This is a genomic window from Aequoribacter fuscus (assembly GCF_009910365.1).
In the GTDB taxonomy this organism is placed as follows: domain Bacteria; phylum Pseudomonadota; class Gammaproteobacteria; order Pseudomonadales; family Halieaceae; genus Aequoribacter; species Aequoribacter fuscus.
The window spans coordinates 1270226-1288205 of sequence record NZ_CP036423.1; the positions used below are offsets into that span (position 1 = coordinate 1270226).

Genomic DNA, 17980 nt, shown 5'->3' on the forward strand with positions numbered 1-17980 from the left:
TATGGATCCTGTCACACAAGGCGCTTTGGGGGCGGCAGTTGCGCTTACGAAAGCGCGCCCAGAACAGCTTGCTGGCGCGGCTGTGCTGGGTGCCTTAGGCGGCATGGCGCCGGATTTGGACGTATTGATTCGATCGAGCGCCGATCCCTTACTGTTCTTAGAGTACCATCGGCAGTTTACCCACTCGCTGTTGTTTATTCCCTTGGGGGCACTATTGTGCACTTTGGTCTTGCACGGTCTCATCGGCAAGCGTTTTGGGTTCCGCTTTTCACTGTCTTATGTGTTTTGTTTTTTGGGTTACGCAACGCACGGTCTACTTGATGCCTGCACAACATATGGCACCTTGCTTTTTTGGCCGCTCAGTTACGAACGCGTGGCATGGAATATACTGTCGATTATTGACCCTTTAGTGACCTTGCCTTTGCTCGCGGCAATTGTTTGGACGGTTCGGACTAGATCCTCGGCAGCGGTATTGTTGGCCGTGGCATGGTTTGGAACGTATGTGACGTTCGGAATGGTGCAGCGAGACCGAGCTGAAGAGGTTGCGTGGCGTTTGGCGGAGAGTCGAGGTCACACGCCGCATAGATTAGAGGCGAAGCCGAGCTTCGCCAATCTGTTGGTGTTTAAAACGGTATATGAGGCCGATGAGGTCTTCTTCGTTGATGCGGTGCATGTGGGGTGGAAGTCAAAAGTGTATGTCGGAGAATCTGTGGCTAAGTTGAATGTGAGCAGGGATCTTCCTTGGTTGGAATCAAACAGTCAGCAGGCACATGATGTCGAACGTTTTCGATGGTTCAGTAACGACTATCTGGCTCTAGATCAGAGCGATCCTAATCGCGTAATCGATATGCGCTATTCGTTGTTACCCAACGATATTAACGCGTTATGGAGTATACAGTTGGAGCCACCAGCGTCTGCAGAGAGGCATGTGATGTATCAAATGCACCGAGGCGATTCGAGAGCCGCATTGCCCACTCTGTGGGCAATGATGACCGGCGCGGATATCGATTAAGCCTGATAAACGGCTTCTGCAGCGGCCAGCGCTTGGCCCGCTGCGATGTTGGCACCTTGTGCACTGAGCACGGTTTCGAGTGCCAACAAACATTTGCGCACGTTGACGGCTTTAGCGCTAAAGCCCATAAGGCCGATACGCCACGTTTTGCCTGCAAGCGCGCCAAGTCCCGCTCCGATTTCTAGATCAAATTGCTCTAGCAGCGCTGCTCGCACACCACCGTCATCGACGCCCTCGGGTATGTTGACCGCATTGAGCTGGGGCAGGCGAACGTCGGCTGCAACGGCCATGCTAAGCCCCATGGCTTCTAATCCTGCCACAAGGGCTTTGTGGTGCAGTGCATGACGCGCATGCGCCGCAGCAAGACCTTCGGCCTCGACTAGGCGTAGTGACTCGTGTAACGCATACATGGCATTCACTGGCGCGGTGTGGTGATAGGCACGCTTTGTGTTCGCACCCCAGTAGCCCATGATGAGCTGCATGTCTAAAAACCAGCTTTGTACCTTGGTGCTGCGGTTGGCAATGACGTCTTGTGCTCGTTGACTGAAGGTGATGGGTGCAATGCCTGGCGTGCAAGACAGACACTTCTGCGTGCCCGAATAGGCGCAGTCAATGCCCCAGGTGTCTACCTCTACGGGGATTCCAGCGAGCCCCGTGACCGTATCCATGATGACTAAGGCGTCGTGCTTGTGAGCGATTGCCGCTAGCGCCTTGGCATCACTGCGAACCCCTGTAGAGGTCTCTGCATGCACAAAAGCCAGTGCCTTGATGTTGTTGTTTTCAAAGAACGCTTGTTCCACCTTATCCAAGGAGACCTCGGTGCCCCAGGTATCTTCTACCATGATTGCGCTAGCACCACAGCGCTCGACGTTCTCTTTCATGCGCCCGCCAAATACACCGTTCTGACACACAATGACTTTGTCGCCCGGCTCAATTAAGTTGACAAAGGCCGCTTCCATGCCCGCCGAGCCCGGCGCTGAGATGGGTAATGTCAGTGCGTTGTCCGTTTGAAAAACGTACTGCAATAAACGTTTTATGTCGTCCATTAAGGTGACGAATTGGGGATCTAGGTGGCCAATCGTCGGACGCCCCAAAGCCTCAAGGACCTGTGGTGGCACGTCGGAAGGGCCTGGGCCCATTAAAGTGCGTAAAGGGGGGTGGAAAGCGCCAGTCATAGTCATCTCCTATTCAAAACACCAAGGCTACCAGTTTTTGCGTTAAAACATCAGCATTGGCGCGGCGGCAATAGCCGGTATTTATTGTGTAAATAATGAGTTATGTCGGATGCGTGTGCGCGCGCTACTGGGCATTCGCTGTTACAATGGCGTCTTGATTCGCCGAGATTACCCATGTATACCCCCGAAAAATCTGCAAATACGCCACTCGAATGGTTTGTGAGTTGTGCCAAAGGGCTTGAGCCCGTATTGGCCGCTGAGATTCAAAGCTTGGGGGGCGAGAATACACGTGAAGTTGTCGCAGGAGTTTATGCCGAGGCGCCTCAGGTGTTTGGTTTGCGCATGGTGCTTTGGAGCCGTGTTGCGAATCGAGTGATACGCTTGTTGGGTGAGTTTCCCGTCAAAACAGCAGATGAGCTGTACGAGCAGTTAGTGCAACAAGACTGGCAGGCCTGGATTCGCCCGAATCAAAGCATGTCGGTTGATTTTCACGGCACCAACGACTTTTTACGCAACACTCAATTCAGCGCCCAAAAGGTTAAAGATGCCATTGTGGACCGCTTGTCCACGACCTTGGGGGCGAGGCCTAATGTCGATCGTAAGTCGCCTGATATTCGTTTTAACTGTCACCTAAAGCCTCAGGGACTAAGTATTGGCATTGATTACGGTGACGGGAGCTTACATTGGCGAGGATATCGGACACGAAGTGGGGCTGCGCCTTTGAAGGAAACGCTGGCGGCCGCTATTTTGATGCGAGCGGGGTGGCCTAAGCTCGTTGAGGAACAAGGGGCCTTGGTTGACCCCATGTGCGGCACCGGTACCTTATTGATCGAAGGCGCAATGATGGCAGCTGATATAGCGCCCGGGTTGCGCCGCAAGCGCTGCGGTTTTGAGCGGCTTCCAGATTTCATACCAGAGCAGTGGCGCATTCTAAAATCAGAGGCTGAAAAGCGAGCCGCTGCGGGCAAACAGCGTCTGCAGGATATCGAAATTCGAGGGTACGATGCCGACGCTCGTGCCGTTCGCGCTGCTGAGGAAAATATCGAGGCCTTGGGGCTTTCGGATTACGTGCGAGTGTCCGTAAAGCCCTTAGCAAAGTTGGCTAAGCCTACGCATCGGCCCTTAAACAAAGGCCTAGTTGTCTGCAACCCGCCTTACGGTGAACGTCTGGGTGAGGCGGCCGCCTTGCGCTATTTGTACAATCAGCTCGGTGAGCGTGCCAGCCGAGAATTTGCGGGCTGGGAGCTGGCGGTCTTAGCGGGCGAGGTTGCGCAATCGAAAGCGGTAGGGCTTCGCAGTCACAAACAATACGTGCTTTATAACGGCGCGCTGCCTGTGCATCTGGCTTTGTTCTCATTAACTGACGACAACCGCTGGAAGGATCTAGGCGCAGCCCAGCAAAATAGCCATCAGACCGAGGAAAATGTCGCCTCGGGTATTGAGGTGTCCGAGGGTACGCTGACCGCGGGCGGGCAGATGTTTTTGAATCGTATTCGCAAGAATAGAAAGCGATTGAAAGGGTGGTTAAAGCAGACACAAACACAATGCTATCGACTGTATGATGCTGATATGCCGGAGTACTCGGTGGCCGTTGATGTGTATGATGGGAAGCTGCATCTGGCTGAGTATCAAGCGCCTAAACACGTTGACGAGGACGCGGCCATAGCGCGCCTTGAGGACGCCATTCATGCCTTGTGTGTCGAATTTAACGTCGCACCGTCGCAGATTTCGGTGAAACAGCGGCGACGCCAACGCGGCCAATCACAATACGAGAAGCACAGCAGCCAAGGGCAAAAGCACGTTGTGCGAGAAGGAAAAGCCAAGCTGTTGGTGAATTTGCAGGATTATCTCGATACCGGCTTATTCTTGGATCATCGTCCCATGCGTACGCGCATTGCGGCCGAGGCCAAAGGTAAGCGATTTTTGAATTTGTTCTGTTATACCGGTACGGCGAGTATTCACGCGGCTTTAGGGGGCGCGAAACGCACGGTGAGTGTCGATTTGTCGAATACCTATACGGCTTGGTATCGCGAAAATTTGGCTCTTAATGGACTGGCAGAAGCAACGAATGCGATAGTGCGTTCCGATGTGTCCGCTTGGCTGGGAACGACGAAAGAGCGTTTTGATTTAATCTTGTTGGATCCGCCGTCGTTCTCGAACTCTAAAAAAACCGACCAAAGCTTTGATGTTCAGCGCGATCAGGTCAGTTTAGTACAGGCGGCCATGGCCGTGCTTGAACCTTCGGGCGTGTTGTACTTTTCGAACAATCGTCGGGGGTTTAAGTTAGACGACACGCTGGCAGAGGCTTATGAGGTTCGCGACATCAGTGCGCAGACCTTGGATCCAGACTTCGAACGCAATCCGAAAATTCACCAGGCGTGGATGCTGCGCCATCGCGGTTCATGATCAGTGTCGTGTACCACTCGCAGTCGGGGCGTAGCGCTCTTATTGCACAGCAGGTAGCACGGGGAGTGCAAACCGTAGCCCAGTGCGCTGTGTTTCGCGCGCTTGATGCCGGGGTAGACGTCTGGCTTGAGTCCGATGCTGTGTTACTGGTAGGCGCAGAAAATTCGGCAAGTCTTGCTGGGGAGTTCAAGGCGTTTTTGGATCGAACGCTCTACCCGTTTTACGAGCAAGAACGAGTGGCTTTGGCCGCGATGTTAATTTGCGCTGGCAATGATGGGCGCGGCGCCCTTGCTCAGTTCGAGCGAGTGGCCAAAGGATTTCCTCTAAAGTTAATGGCTCCGACGGAAATTTTACTGGGTGAGCCTAGCGAGACTAGCTTGGCCTACGCTCACGATTGGGGACAGGCCTTGAGTGAGGGCGTAAAAATGGGAATCTTTTGAAGAAATGCGGTCAAAAAAGCCCATCAGAATTGAGAAAATAAGCGCTTCGGCATAGACTTGCGCGCTGGTTTGAAATAGGGGAAAGGTATGGCAGGCAAGACCTTATACGACAAGTTGTGGGAGAGCCACCTCGTCGAGCTGCGCGATGACGGCACCGCGCTGATTTATATCGATCGTCATCTCATTCATGAGGTGACCTCACCGCAAGCTTTCGAAGGTTTGCGTATTGCTGGGCGCAAACCTTGGCGTCGAGATGCCAACCTCGCTGTACCTGATCACAACGTGCCGACGGATGCCAAAGAGCGTGCGGGCGGTGTGGCAGGTATTGTTGACCCAGTGTCGCGCTTGCAGGTTCAAACGCTAGATGATAACTGCATAGCCTTCGATATTGTCGAAATACCGATTAACGACGTGCGCCAGGGCATTGTGCACGTGGTGGGGCCCGAGACCGGCGCGACCTTGCCGGGTATGACCGTGGTTTGCGGTGACTCCCATACGTCAACACACGGTGCGTTGGGCGCGCTTGCCCATGGTATTGGTACCTCAGAAGTCGAACACGTGTTGGCCACACAGTGTTTGATCCAACGTAAAATGAAGAACTTGCGTGTCCGAGTCGAAGGGCATCTCGCTGCGGGTGTGACTGCCAAGGATATGGCCTTGGCGATTATTGGTACGATTGGCACTGCAGGTGGGACGGGTTACGCCATCGAATTCGCCGGTAGTGCGGTGCAGGCGTTAAGCATGGAAGGGCGCATGACTCTGTGCAATATGTCGATTGAGGCGGGCGCTCGAATGGGCATGGTAGGGGTTGACCAAGTGACCTTAGATTATGTGAAAGGCCGCCCCTACGCGCCAAGCGGTGCACTGTGGGATCAGGCTGAAGCCTACTGGCGCACGCTGCACTCTGATGCCGATGCGGTATTTGATCGAGAAGTCGTGCTGCAGGCTGAGGATATCAAGCCGCAAGTGACCTGGGGTACCTCTCCAGAAATGGTCTTGCCTGTTGATGCCTCTGTGCCGACCGTCGAAGCCCAAGCCGACGATGTGAGTAAAAGCAGCGTCAAGCGAGCCCTTGAGTACATGGGGCTGCAAGGTGGACAGGCAATCACCGATATCAAACTGGATCGCGTGTTCATTGGTTCGTGCACCAATTCACGTATCGAGGACATCCGCGAAGCCGCGGCAATAGCGAAGGGTCGAAAAGTTGCGGCAAACGTCAAACAAGCCATGGTTGTTCCGGGCAGCGGTGAGGTTAAGGCGCAAGCTGAAAAAGAAGGTCTACATACCATTTTGATCGAGGCTGGATTTGAATGGCGCGAACCCGGTTGCTCAATGTGTTTGGCGATGAACGCCGATAAATTGGGTTCTGGCGAACATTGCGCGAGCACCTCGAATCGCAATTTTGAAGGGCGGCAGGGTATCGGCGGGCGCACGCACCTTGTGAGCCCGGGTATGGCAGCAGCGGCTGCGATTGCCGGGCATTTTGTTGATGTGCGAGAGTTTGGAGGTCGAGCATGAAACCGTTCGGAGCGTTAAATGGCCTGGCGGCCCCAATGGATCGAGCCAATGTCGATACCGATGTGATTATCCCGAAACAATTTCTGAAATCGATCAAGCGCTCGGGCTTTGGCCCCAATTTGTTCGACGAGTTGCGTTATTTGGATGAAGGTCAGCCTGACTCGGACAACAGTCAGCGACCGCTAAATCCTGATTTTCCGCTGAATTTTGCGCGCTACCGGGGTGCCGAGATCTTGCTGACTCGGGCGAATTTTGGATGTGGTTCGTCACGTGAGCACGCGCCCTGGGCACTCGCTGACTACGGTTTTCGAGCCATTATTGCGCCCAGTTTTGCGGACATTTTTCACAGCAACTGTTTTAAAAACGGCTTGTTACCTGTCGTTTTAGACGCGGATATCGTGTCGACATTATTTGACGAGATGTACGCGAGCGAAGGTTATCGCTTAGCGATTGATTTGCAGGCTCAAACCGTCACTACGCCCAGTGGCAACGTGTATGGGTTCGAAGTCGATGCGTTTCGCAAAGACTGCTTGCTTAAGGGCTTAGATGATATTGGTTTGACGCTCGAGCAGGCGCCTGCGATTCGTACATTTGAAGAGAAATGGCGGGCCCAATCGCCGTGGTTGTTCGACGTAATAAAGTAGAGGAAACACTGTGACACATCGAGTACTTGTTTTACCAGGTGATGGTATTGGCCCAGAGGTTATGGCGGAAACCGTCGCTGTGATTGAACTGGTAAATCAAAAACTGGGTATCGAGATGAGCCTCGAACATGCGCTTCTGGGTGGCGCCGCTATCGATGCCGAGGGCGTGCCTTATCCGGAATCGACCGCGCAAAAAGCGCATCAAGCAGACGCGATTATTTTGGGCGCTGTCGGTGGTCCAAAATGGGATGGTTTGGATCGCGCTATTCGCCCCGAGAAAGGCTTGTTGGGTATCCGTTCGGACCTGCAGTTATTCGGTAATCTTCGTCCCGCAATCTTGTATCCGCAACTCGCGGGCGCTTCAAGCTTAAAGCCTGATCTGGTCGCTGGTTTGGATCTGCTGATTGTGAGAGAGCTCACCGGTGGTATTTACTTCGGACAGCCACGTGGTTTTGATACCACCGACGATGGTCAGCGTCGGGGTTACAATACCTATGTCTATACCGAGAGCGAAATACGCCGAGTTACGGTGCTGGCATTTGACTTGGCTCGTAAACGTGGCAGCCGCGTGTGCTCAGTCGACAAGGCGAACGTGTTAGAAGCCACCATGCTGTGGCGCGAAGTCGTGAACGAGGTGGCAAAAGATTACCCCGATGTCGAGCTCAGCCACATGTATGTCGATAACGCGGCGATGCAGCTTATCCGTGCGCCAAAGCAGTTTGATGTCATGGTTACCGGCAACATGTTTGGCGATATTTTATCCGACGCGGCAGCAATGCTCACAGGCTCCATCGGTATGTTGCCATCGGCATCTCTGGATCAGGCAGGGCGCGGCATGTATGAACCTTGTCACGGCTCGGCCCCCGATATCGCAGGGCAGGGCATTGCAAATCCGCTGGCGACGATTTTGTCGGCGGCGATGATGTATCGTTACAGTTTGAATGAACCGCAAGCGGCCGACGCCATCGAACGCGCTGTCGGTGTGGTTTTGGATCAGGGCTACCGCACCGGTGATATTGCCGCAGCGGGAGAGGCATCAGTTTCAACATCAACTATGGGTGCGGCGGTTCGCGCGGCACTTGAAAACGTTCTGTAAGGTAGGATGAACATGAGTCAAGGAGTTAATGTCGCGGTTGTCGGTGCTACAGGTGCTGTAGGGGAAGCCATGATCGAGATACTCGAGCAACGCAATTTTCCGGTGAACAACCTGTACGCACTGGCGAGCGCCCGCTCGGCTGGTAAGACCATTCGTTTCAAGGGCCGCAGCATTACGGTGACCGATTTGGCTGAATTTGATTTCAGTCAGGCGCAAATTGGCTTGTTCTCTGCCGGTGGCAGCATCTCTGAAGAATATGCCCCGAAGGCGGCAGCGGCAGGCTGTGTGGTTATCGATAACACTTCACACTTTCGCCGCGACGAAGATATCCCACTGGTTGTGCCTGAAGTGAATCCGCACGCGATTGCCGGCTATACCAATCGCGGCATTATTGCGAACCCCAATTGCTCGACGATTCAAATGTTGGTGGCCTTAAAGCCCATTTATGACAAGGTCGGTATTGAGCGTATTAATGTATGCACCTACCAGGCTGTGTCAGGTACGGGTAAAGAAGCCATTGAGGAGCTGGCGACGCAAACCGCTAAGCTATTGAACGGACAAGCCGCGGACGCTGAGGTGTACCCTAAGCAAATCGCGTTTAACGCCTTGCCGCACATCGATACTTTCCAAGACAATGGCTACACTCGTGAAGAAATGAAAATGGTCTGGGAGACCCAGAAAATCTTTGAAGACGACGCGATTGTGGTGAATCCTACTTGTGTTCGTATTCCTGTATTTTTCGGTCACTCAGAGGCGGTTCACATCGAAACTCGTGACAAGCTGACGCTTGAAGATGCTCGAGCATTGCTGGAAAACGCGCCCGGTGTTGTCGTTCTCGATGAACGCGAGGCAGGGGGTTACCCGACAGCCGTCACTGAGGCGGCTGGGCAGGATCCAGTTTACGTCGGCCGTATGCGTGAGGATATTTCACATCCGCGTGGTTTCAATTTGTGGATTGTGGCCGACAATGTACGAAAAGGCGCCGCATTGAATAGTGTGCAAATTGCCGAGCTCTTGATCAAAGAGCATTTATAAATGATACTTTGGTGACGTGCTAAGTTGTTGTTAAGTAAAACGAGCACGTCCAAGAAGTTAAAAAACATACCCAGGCCACTGACACAGCTAGACTGGCGGTAAAAAAGGCATTCATTATGAAGCGAAAATTGCTCGCTATTGCGCTTGCGGCGACTGCATTCAAGACTCAATTTGCTTCGGCACTAGGACTCGGTGACATTGAGCTCGAGTCCTACCTAAATGAACCTCTCAACGCCCGAATTGAAATTCTAAACACTGAAGGTCTGTTGCCGACACAAATTTTGGTTAAGCTTGCATCAGATAAAGACTTTGAGCGCGTTGGCATTGAACGCAATTTTTTCTTAACGGGCATTAATTTTCAGGTTGTGGTGGACACCGGCGGTGAGAGTTATGTCGCGGTGACGACACGCGAGCCCGTCAGAGAACCCTATCTCGATTTCGTATTAGAAACGAAATGGCCCAGTGGTCGTTTGCTGCGCGAGTACACACTGTTGTTAGACCCTCCAGTGTTTGACGACGGCATTGTTATCTCGGCCACCGATGTAGTGAATGGCAGTGATCGTTCGCAAGATCAAGGTGCGGCGCCGTCACGCCAGTCAGCAACCACCTCGAGATCCACAGGCGAAGAAAGCATTACTGATCGACCGCAGGCCGGCCAGAACTACCGAGTCAAGCCCAATGAAACGCTCTGGGAAATCGCTCTGGAGGCGAAACTGCCCGGCTCGTCGGTGCAAGCGACAATGCTTGAAATTCAGCGTCAGAACCCGGACGCGTTCATCAACAACAACATCAATTTACTGAAAGCCGGGCGTGTGGTCTATCTACCGACCGAGCTTGATGCAAGTTTGAGCGATAGTGAAGTGGTGTTGGCGAATATTCGGCGTCAGAACCAAGATTGGCGAGCAGGACGTGTATCGCAACCCGCAGCAAAACTGCGTATTGCGGCCGATAGCGTCGATACCGATTCTGCGTCGGCTGGCACTGCTGCGACAAAGGATCGCGCGGCGAGTGAAACGAGTGGATCTGGGTTTGCCGTCAACGATGAGCGTCTAGCCCAGCTGCAAAAACAATTAGCCAGTATCGAAGATCAGCTGGCGGTCATGCAGGCGATTATCGAAACCAAAGATGAGCAGATCGCGCTTTTGCGTGATGCGCTTGCGAGCAAGGACCCGGCACCTGTGGCAGAGCAACAGGCGACAGTGAAGCCACCCCAAGAAGCGACGGCTCAAGCAGCTCAGGCTGAGGTGAAAGCGACGGAGACACTGAGTAAAGCACCAGCGACCGTGGTCGATTTGAATGCGCCAGCCGTCAAAGCGGTACCAGAGGTCAGCACAGAGGCTCCGACAAAGTCCGAGGGACTGTCTATTTCTATGATCGCCGGCGGGGTGGGTCTTGCCGCCTTGTTAGCTGCTTTGGGTTTATATTGGCAGCGCCGTCGTAGCTCCTCGTTAAATGAAGAGAACGATCTGGAAGACCTCTCAGATAATTTAGACGATGATGTTTTCGCTGGCGTAAGCCTCAGCGACTCTGGTTTGGAAATTGATCACGATTCCAACGACGACGATCTGCCGTCTCACGTTGCAGATTCGTTCAAAGGTTCAACAGCGGCGACCAATGAATACGCATCGGACATGGACATCGAAGATGCCTTGGCCGAGGCTGATATTTATATCGCTTACGGCCGCATCAACCAAGCAATTGACTTACTGCAGGGGTCGCTCGAAAAGAATCCGAGTGCCGATGAGTGCCGATTGAAACTGGTGGAGGTGTTGGTAGACGCGGGCCGGGAAGACGACGCTCGTAAGGCCTACCAAGGCGTGTTGGACAACTGCTCACGTGACATTGTGGTTCGAGCTGACGAGCTGATGATGCGCGGTGGCTTCATTGAGCAAGAGCAGTCCTCGAACAACGATGAGGTCTTTGATCTCGGTGCCGATTCCTCAATGTTTGGCCCCTTTGGCGACGCCCTTGACAGTCTGTTGGATGAAAAGCCCACTGCACGTGCCGCTAGCGCAGTTGCAGCGACAGATGATGCGGCGGATGACCCGGCAGTAGAACATGAACAAGAACACGCAGCTGATGCGAGCGCTGCTGCCGAAGAGGTAGAGGTGGGCTCGGACGAGGTCAGTGAGTTTGATTTGTCGGAGTTTGAGGAGGATGTTGCTAACGTTCTTGCAGACGTTCCTGCCGACGCCGCGTTTGACCTCAACACCGATGCCGAAGAAGAAGCCCAGAGTGATGGTCCTGATGAGGTAGATGCCTTTTTCGACCAACTGCAAACCCAGCAGCAAGCGCGTTTGCGGGAAGAGCGCGAGGCCGAAATGCGAGCTCGCGAGAGAGAGCTAGCAGCACAACAAGCTGCGCAAAAGGGTGATGCTCTGGATGACATCACGCTTGACCACGATGAGCAAGCCGCTGTTGCTGAGGCGAGCGATGAATTGTTAGACGAATTCGATCTGTCGCATCTCTTGGATGACGCCGAGACCGAGGCTCCGATCCAGTCAGATGCGTCTGCCGATCTAAGTGAAGACGCAGAGGACGACTCCGATTCGTTGGATTTCTCTGATATGGATCTTAAAAGTGGTCCAGCGGATATGACCGATGAGATCGATTTGTCGGATTTTGCGCTGGCCGAGGATGAATCCGATGACGATGCTGACCTAAGCGATTTGTTCGAACTTGAATCAGCCCCGAGTGCGAGCGACGCTGAACACGATGAGATATTTGTGGCAGAGGGTGAAGACGCCCCCGCTGCGAAACTTGATCTAGCGCGAGCCTACATCGATATGGAAGACTTTGACTCGGCGCGCAGCATTCTCGAAGATGTGGTCGAAACAGGCAATGATGCGCAGCGACGTGAAGCTGATGCCTTACTCACAACCCTGCTGTGAGTTTTAGCGATACCCCTCTCGCAGCAGAGCAAACCCTTGCATTAGCTGTGGAGTACAACGGCAGCTTGTTTCATGGGTGGCAGCGTCAAGGTGGCACTGATCAGACAGTCCAAGCAACTCTGGAAGCTGCCTTGAGCCAAATTGCTAATCACGATGTTCGTGTGGCTTGTGCGGGGCGGACCGATTCCGGTGTGCACGCGACGTCTCAAGTTGTTTCGTTTAAAGCGCCGGTCTCTAGAAGCCTAAAAGCCTGGGTGGTTGGTTCCAATGCAGTGTTGCCCCCTACGGTCCGAGTTCATTGGGCATGTGCAGTTCCTGATGAGTTTCATGCTCGATTTTCAGCGATACAAAGAACCTATCGCTACGTGTGGTGTGTTCAAGAAGTGCGGCCTACCTCACTGTTGAAGCAGGTGACTTGGTCGCGCAACGCACTGTGTTCCCAGACGATGAATGAAGCGGCTCAAAGTTTACTCGGTGAGCAAGACTTTTCGGCGTTTCGCGCCGCCAGCTGCCAGTCGAATACGCCTTTTCGCGAAGTACAGGCGGTCAGTGTTGTTGGTCGAGGCCCATTTGTTGTTATGGAAATTCGAGCTAATGCGTTTTTGCACCATATGGTGCGTAATATCGCTGGTTCATTAAGCTTGGTAGGTCGTGGGTTAAAGCCAGTGGATTGGATTGCTCAACTTTTGCAGGGCAAAGACCGAACTGTCGCAGCCGATACGGCATCGCCTGATGGTTTGTATTTGACCTCAGTCGCTTACCCTCGTAAGTACGAGCTTCCTGATGCGGTGGATGGCCCTATATTCTTGCCTCAGGGCTAGCGACTCAACTCCCTAAATCTGTTATCATGCGCGCCAATTTTTGGAGCGAAAAACCTGGCTACTCGAATCAAAATCTGCGGAATTACCTCGGTACAGGATGCCTTAATGGTGGCCTCTGAGGGCGTTGATGCCATCGGTTTGGTATTTTATGAGCCAAGTCCCAGAGCGGTCTCTATTGCAACGGCCAAGCAGATACGCGAGGCGATATCGCCGATGGTGACATTGGTCGCGTTGGTGGTGGATGCCTCGGCTGAGGTTGTGAGGCAAATCATTGCCGAGGTGCAACCCGATATCATTCAGTACCACGGGAATGAAACCGCAGAGTTTTGTTGTGCGATTGGACACCCCTACTGGAAGGCGGTTCGGGTTCGAAACGCACAAGATGTGATCACTGCCACCAATGAGTTTCAGGCCGCAAGATCTTTATTGTTAGATGCTTGGGTCGAGGGCGTCCCGGGTGGCACAGGGCACCAAATCGACCCGTCTGCCATGCCGCAGGCATTGCATCGCCCCTGGATCTTGGCGGGCGGTCTCAAGCCTGAGAATGTGACCGAGGCGTTGTCGCACTATCGTCCAAGTGCTGTTGATGTCAGCAGTGGCGTTGAGTCCAACTCAGGTGTAAAAGACCCACTGAGAGTTCGCGCATTCGTTAATGCGGTAAAGTCATTTGATAAGGTAAAACCCCATGAATAAACCCATCGATCCAAGCGTATATGCGCAAGTGCCCGATGCCAACGGTCGTTTTGGCCCCTATGGCGGAAAATTTGTGTCAGAGACTTTGATGTCGGCGCTGGCAGACCTGGAGCGTGTCTACACTCAATTGAAAGACGATCCAGATTTTCAGAAAGAATTTGATGCCTACTTGGCACATTTTGTTGGGCGCCCCTCGCCTTTGTACGAGGCCGAGCGCTGGTCTGATGAGATCGGTGGAGCGCGTATTTACTTTAAGCGTGAAGACTTGAATCACACCGGTGCGCACAAAGTCAACAACACGGTGGGTCAGGCTCTGCTTGCGAAATTCATGGGTAAAAAGCGCGTTATTGCAGAGACCGGCGCGGGTCAACACGGCGTTGCAAGCGCGACAATTGCCGCCCGTTTAGGTATGGAGTGCCATGTGTTCATGGGCGAGGAAGACGTCCGGCGCCAAGCACTCAACGTGTATCGAATGCGTCTACTGGGTGCCAATGTCGTGTCGGTCACTTCAGGGTCAAGAACCCTCAAAGATGCGATGAACGAAGCGATGCGCGATTGGGTCACCAACGTTGATGACACCTTTTATATTATTGGCACCGTGGCTGGGCCGCATCCTTACCCCATGCTGGTGCGTGATTTCCAAAGTGTTATTGGTCGCGAAGCAAGAGCGCAAAGTTTGAGTCAGATCGGACGTCTGCCCGATGCGTTGGTGGCTTGCGTTGGCGGCGGCAGTAACGCGATTGGGTTATTTCACCCCTTCCTCGAAGACGAGGGCGTCGCTATTTACGGTGTAGAAGCGGGTGGTCACGGTATTGAGACCAATGAGCATGCGGCGCCTTTGACGGCGGGGACGCCGGGTGTTCTGCACGGTAATCGTACTTACCTGATGCAAGACGAGGACGGCCAAATTATGCACACGCACTCGGTGTCTGCTGGGTTGGACTACCCGGGTGTTGGGCCTGAACACTCGTGGCTCAAGGACATCGGACGGGTTAATTACGTGGTCGCAAACGACGACGAGGCGCTCGCAGCGTTTCACAAAGTGACTCGCACAGAGGGGATCATGCCCGCATTGGAAACCTCACATGCACTGGCATACGCCGCAAAGTTGGCGGCGACTATGACACCCGACCAAAGCATTATCGTGAATTTGTCAGGTCGCGGCGATAAGGATATTTTTACGGTCGCCGAAGTGGATGGCGCGGACATTTTTGGAGAAAAATAAATTGAGTCGAATTCAAGCAAAGTGGCAGTCGCTGCTTGCCGAAAGTAAAAAAGCGGTGATTCCCTACGTTGTGGGGGGCGATCCAGAACCCGCTGTTACCGTCAGTTTAATGCATGATCTCGTGGCGGCTGGTGCCGATATGTTAGAGCTCGGCGTGCCGTTTTCGGATCCTATGGCCGAGGGGCCTGCAATTCAAAAAGGGCACGAACGCGCCTTGGCGCACTCTGTCAGTCTGCGTAAATGCTTAGCCATGGCCGCTGAATTTCGGGCACAAGACGCCCAGACGCCGATTATACTCATGGGTTACGCTAATCCGATTGAGCATATGGGGTATTCGGCCTTTGCTGATGCTGCCGCAGAGGCTGGTGTAGACGGTGTTATCACAGTCGATTTGCCACCCGAGGAAGTCGCGGCTATGAACCTCGAGTTGAAGCGCGTCGGTATTGATAATATTTTCTTGATCGCGCCAACCACGCCAGACGAGCGCATTCCACTGATTATTCAGCAGGCCAGCGGATTTATTTATTACGTCTCTCTGAAAGGTGTGACTGGCGCTGGGCATTTAAATACTGACGAGGTGGCTGCAAAGGTAAAGCAGATTAAGGCCGGTACCGAATTACCTGTGGTAGTCGGCTTTGGTATCAAAGACGCGGAATCGGCAGCACGTGTGGGTGCTGAAGCCGATGGCGTGGTTGTAGGCAGCGCCTTGGTGAATCTTCTGGGTGACGAGTCGCGGTCGATAGAAGCTCGAGTTAAAGCGGCCGTGTCGCTGTTACGCGACATCCGCAGTGGCGTATAGCGAGGCTTTAATGCATTACCGGACCGGCGTATACTTGCCGCTTACGGAGGGACTATGAGCTGGCTAGATAAAATTTTGCCCACGGGGGTTCGCAAAGATACCTCGGAAAAACGAGCCAATGTGCCGGAAGGCCTATGGAAAAAGTGCGTTAAATGCGAGGCGGTGCTGTATCGACCAGAGCTTGAGCGCAACGCGGATGTCTGTCCTAAATGCGATCACCACATGCGTATTGGCGCGCGACGTCGTTTGGCATTGTTTCTGGACGAGGGCAGTGGCCGAGAGATCTTAGCGGATATCGAGCCCATTGATCGCTTAAAGTTTAAAGACAAAAAGCGCTACAAAGATCGCCTCAGTGCAGCACAGAAATCGACTGGTGAACGCGATGCTCTGATTGCAATGCAGGGTACAGTTTTGTCGTTACCCGTGGTTGCAGTCGCCTTCGAGTTTAATTTCCACGGTGGTTCGATGGGCTATGTGGTGGGCGAAAAGTTCACTCGTGCAGCGACCATCGCCATCAAGCAAAAGCAGCCTTTGGTATGCTTTTCGGCCTCGGGCGGTGCGCGCATGCAAGAGGCGCTTATTTCTTTAATGCAGATGGCCAAAACATCGGCTGTTATCGAGCGTATGAAGCAAGAGGGTATTCCCTACATTTCGGTGATGACAGATCCTATTTATGGTGGGGTGTCGGCGTCGTTAGCGTTACTGGGCGATATTAACGTTGCTGAGCCTGATGCGCGTGCAGGTTTTGCTGGCCCCAACATTATTGAGCAGACCATACGTCAGAAATTGCCACCTGGTTTTCAGCGGAGTGAATTTTTGTTGGAACATGGTGCCATCGACATGATCGTGCATCGCAATGATATGCGCGAAACGCTCGGCGGCTTGTTGCAAAAACTGACGCATTCGGCCTCCACGCGGGGCAGCGCAACTGCGGATGAGCTAGTTGACTCTGATGCCAGCGAAAACGCTTGAGGCGTGGCTCGGACATTTAGAGCACGCCCATTCGAAACCCATTGATTTAAGTCTTGAACGCGCTGCCGAAGTGGCGGCGCGTCTGGGCTTGTGCCCTGCGGGTAAAATTTTGACGGTTGCCGGCACTAACGGTAAGGGTTCGACGGTGGCGACCGTTAACGCCTTGTTGCGTGCTCAGGGGGTCGCGGTTGGCGTATTTACCTCGCCCCACATCGTGTCGTTTAACGAGCGGATCGTGATTAACGATAAGCTGGCTAGCGATGCAGCTATCGTCGACGCTTTTGAGGCGATTGAGCAGGCGCGCGGTGACATCTCGCTAACCTATTACGAATTCTCTGCACTGGCGGCCGCGTTTATTTTTCAGCGAGCTCAGGTCGATGTTTGGATACTTGAAGTGGGGCTTGGTGGACGTTTAGATGCGGTGAATATTTTTGACGCCGACGTCGCAGTCGTGACGAGTATCGATCTTGATCATCAAGAGTATTTAGGCGACACCAGAGAGCTTATTGCGATCGAGAAGGCTGGCGTCGCCCGTGCTGGAGCACCCTGTGTGGTCGCTGAATCGAATTTGCCGCGAACCCTGTTGCCTGAGTTAAACCGCATAGGCGCAGTGACTGTGTGCGTCAATACAGATTATGAGCTGCGGTTTGATGCCCTTCACTGGTCTGGTGCATGGCAATCGAGTGAAGGACACATCAGCCTGACCAACTTGCCTCGAAGCGCCTTATTACCCTCGAATTTAGCAGCAGGCGTGCAGGCTGTGCTCTGCTTGGGGTATGGCCTTCCTGGCAATGCATCTGCTGTGTTAACCAGCCTGCAGGTCCCCGGTCGTCGCGAGATTCGTGATGTCCAAAATCGAACTGTGCTGGTTGATGTGGCTCATAATCCTGCGGCAATCAAAGCCTTGGCTGAATTTGTCGAAGCGCGGTTCGCCCCTAAGACCTGTCGCGCTGTATTTTCTGCCATGATCGACAAAGACACTGGTACAATGTTCGCGTTAGCGGCCGATACCGTTAGCCACTGGTATTTGCCCAATCAGTCGCACAATCCCAGAGTCGCTAAGGCGCTCGAATTAAAAGCGATCTTGCAGAACGCGACGGGTCATGGAGCTAAGTGCTACGACACTGTTGCGCACGCGTGTGAGGCAATGTGGCAAGAGTCAGAACAAGATGACTTATTATTGATAATCGGGTCGTTTACGACCGTAGCGGCGTTTGAGGTTTGGGCGCGTCAAACGGAGAATTAAGACCAAG

At 53.4% G+C, this 17980-nt stretch carries 15 protein-coding genes; 14 read left to right on the plus strand and 1 reads right to left on the minus strand.

Annotated elements, in window-relative coordinates; translation table 11 throughout:
* Position 1: 1 nt before the first annotated feature.
* The gene (locus EYZ66_RS05645) at positions 2 to 1012 is read left to right on the plus strand and encodes a metal-dependent hydrolase (RefSeq protein ID WP_009575494.1); all 1011 of its coding nucleotides are present in this window, start codon (positions 2 to 4) and stop codon (positions 1010 to 1012) included.
* Here the strand turns inward: EYZ66_RS05645 and EYZ66_RS05650 are convergent.
* The gene (locus EYZ66_RS05650) at positions 1009 to 2187 is read right to left on the minus strand and encodes a pyridoxal-phosphate-dependent aminotransferase family protein (protein ID WP_009575493.1); all 1179 of its coding nucleotides are present in this window, start codon (positions 2185 to 2187) and stop codon (positions 1009 to 1011) included. The two genes, EYZ66_RS05645 and EYZ66_RS05650, sit on opposite strands and share 4 nt — an antisense overlap.
* A 174-nt stretch (positions 2188 to 2361) precedes the next feature.
* On the opposite strand from EYZ66_RS05650, the gene rlmKL reads away from it, so the two are divergent.
* The 13 genes from rlmKL to EYZ66_RS05715 all read left to right on the plus strand — a co-directional run bounded on the left by rlmKL (position 2362) and on the right by EYZ66_RS05715 (position 17973).
* Positions 2362 to 4593: a bifunctional 23S rRNA (guanine(2069)-N(7))-methyltransferase RlmK/23S rRNA (guanine(2445)-N(2))-methyltransferase RlmL gene (gene rlmKL, locus EYZ66_RS05655; protein WP_009575492.1), complete on the plus strand. Its 2232-nt coding sequence runs from the start codon at positions 2362 to 2364 to the stop codon at positions 4591 to 4593.
* Positions 4590 to 5033 (plus strand): flavodoxin family protein, encoded by a 444-nt coding sequence (locus EYZ66_RS05660; RefSeq protein WP_040816432.1) that lies wholly within the window; start codon positions 4590 to 4592, stop codon positions 5031 to 5033. Before rlmKL ends, EYZ66_RS05660 begins: the two co-directional genes overlap by 4 nt.
* An 87-nt stretch (positions 5034 to 5120) precedes the next feature.
* Positions 5121 to 6551 (plus strand): 3-isopropylmalate dehydratase large subunit, encoded by a 1431-nt coding sequence (leuC, locus tag EYZ66_RS05665; protein ID WP_009575490.1) that lies wholly within the window; start codon positions 5121 to 5123, stop codon positions 6549 to 6551.
* On the plus strand, positions 6548 to 7195 hold the full coding sequence (gene leuD, locus EYZ66_RS05670) for a 3-isopropylmalate dehydratase small subunit (RefSeq protein WP_009575489.1): 648 nt from the start codon (positions 6548 to 6550) through the stop codon (positions 7193 to 7195). The genes leuC and leuD overlap by 4 nt, the downstream gene beginning before the upstream one ends.
* A 10-nt stretch (positions 7196 to 7205) precedes the next feature.
* Positions 7206 to 8291, plus strand: coding sequence for a 3-isopropylmalate dehydrogenase (gene leuB / locus EYZ66_RS05675; protein WP_009575488.1), 1086 nt, complete (start codon positions 7206 to 7208; stop codon positions 8289 to 8291).
* Positions 8292 to 8303: 12 nt separating this feature from the next.
* Entirely contained in the window at positions 8304 to 9326 is a 1023-nt protein-coding gene (locus EYZ66_RS05680; RefSeq protein WP_009575487.1) for an aspartate-semialdehyde dehydrogenase, read from the plus strand.
* A gap of 116 nt (positions 9327 to 9442) precedes the next feature.
* A complete protein-coding gene (locus EYZ66_RS05685) occupies positions 9443 to 12217 on the plus strand; it encodes a FimV/HubP family polar landmark protein (protein WP_009575486.1) in 2775 nt (924 codons plus the stop codon).
* Positions 12214 to 13038, plus strand: coding sequence for a tRNA pseudouridine(38-40) synthase TruA (truA, locus tag EYZ66_RS05690; protein ID WP_009575485.1), 825 nt, complete (start codon positions 12214 to 12216; stop codon positions 13036 to 13038). The genes EYZ66_RS05685 and truA overlap by 4 nt, the downstream gene beginning before the upstream one ends.
* 72 nt (positions 13039 to 13110) lie before the next feature.
* Complete coding sequence (locus tag EYZ66_RS05695; protein ID WP_268869518.1) at positions 13111 to 13731, plus strand: phosphoribosylanthranilate isomerase; 621 nt, start codon at positions 13111 to 13113, stop codon at positions 13729 to 13731.
* A complete protein-coding gene (gene trpB, locus EYZ66_RS05700) occupies positions 13724 to 14956 on the plus strand; it encodes a tryptophan synthase subunit beta (protein WP_009575483.1) in 1233 nt (410 codons plus the stop codon). Before EYZ66_RS05695 ends, trpB begins: the two co-directional genes overlap by 8 nt.
* 1 nt (position 14957) lies before the next feature.
* Positions 14958 to 15755, plus strand: a complete 798-nt coding sequence (gene trpA / locus EYZ66_RS05705; protein WP_040816444.1) for a tryptophan synthase subunit alpha — start codon at positions 14958 to 14960, stop codon at positions 15753 to 15755.
* 54 nt (positions 15756 to 15809) lie between these two features.
* A complete protein-coding gene (accD, locus tag EYZ66_RS05710; RefSeq protein ID WP_009575481.1) occupies positions 15810 to 16727 on the plus strand; it encodes an acetyl-CoA carboxylase, carboxyltransferase subunit beta in 918 nt (305 codons plus the stop codon).
* On the plus strand, positions 16708 to 17973 hold the full coding sequence (locus EYZ66_RS05715; RefSeq protein WP_009575480.1) for a bifunctional folylpolyglutamate synthase/dihydrofolate synthase: 1266 nt from the start codon (positions 16708 to 16710) through the stop codon (positions 17971 to 17973). The genes accD and EYZ66_RS05715 overlap by 20 nt, the downstream gene beginning before the upstream one ends.
* Positions 17974 to 17980 lie beyond the last annotated feature (7 nt).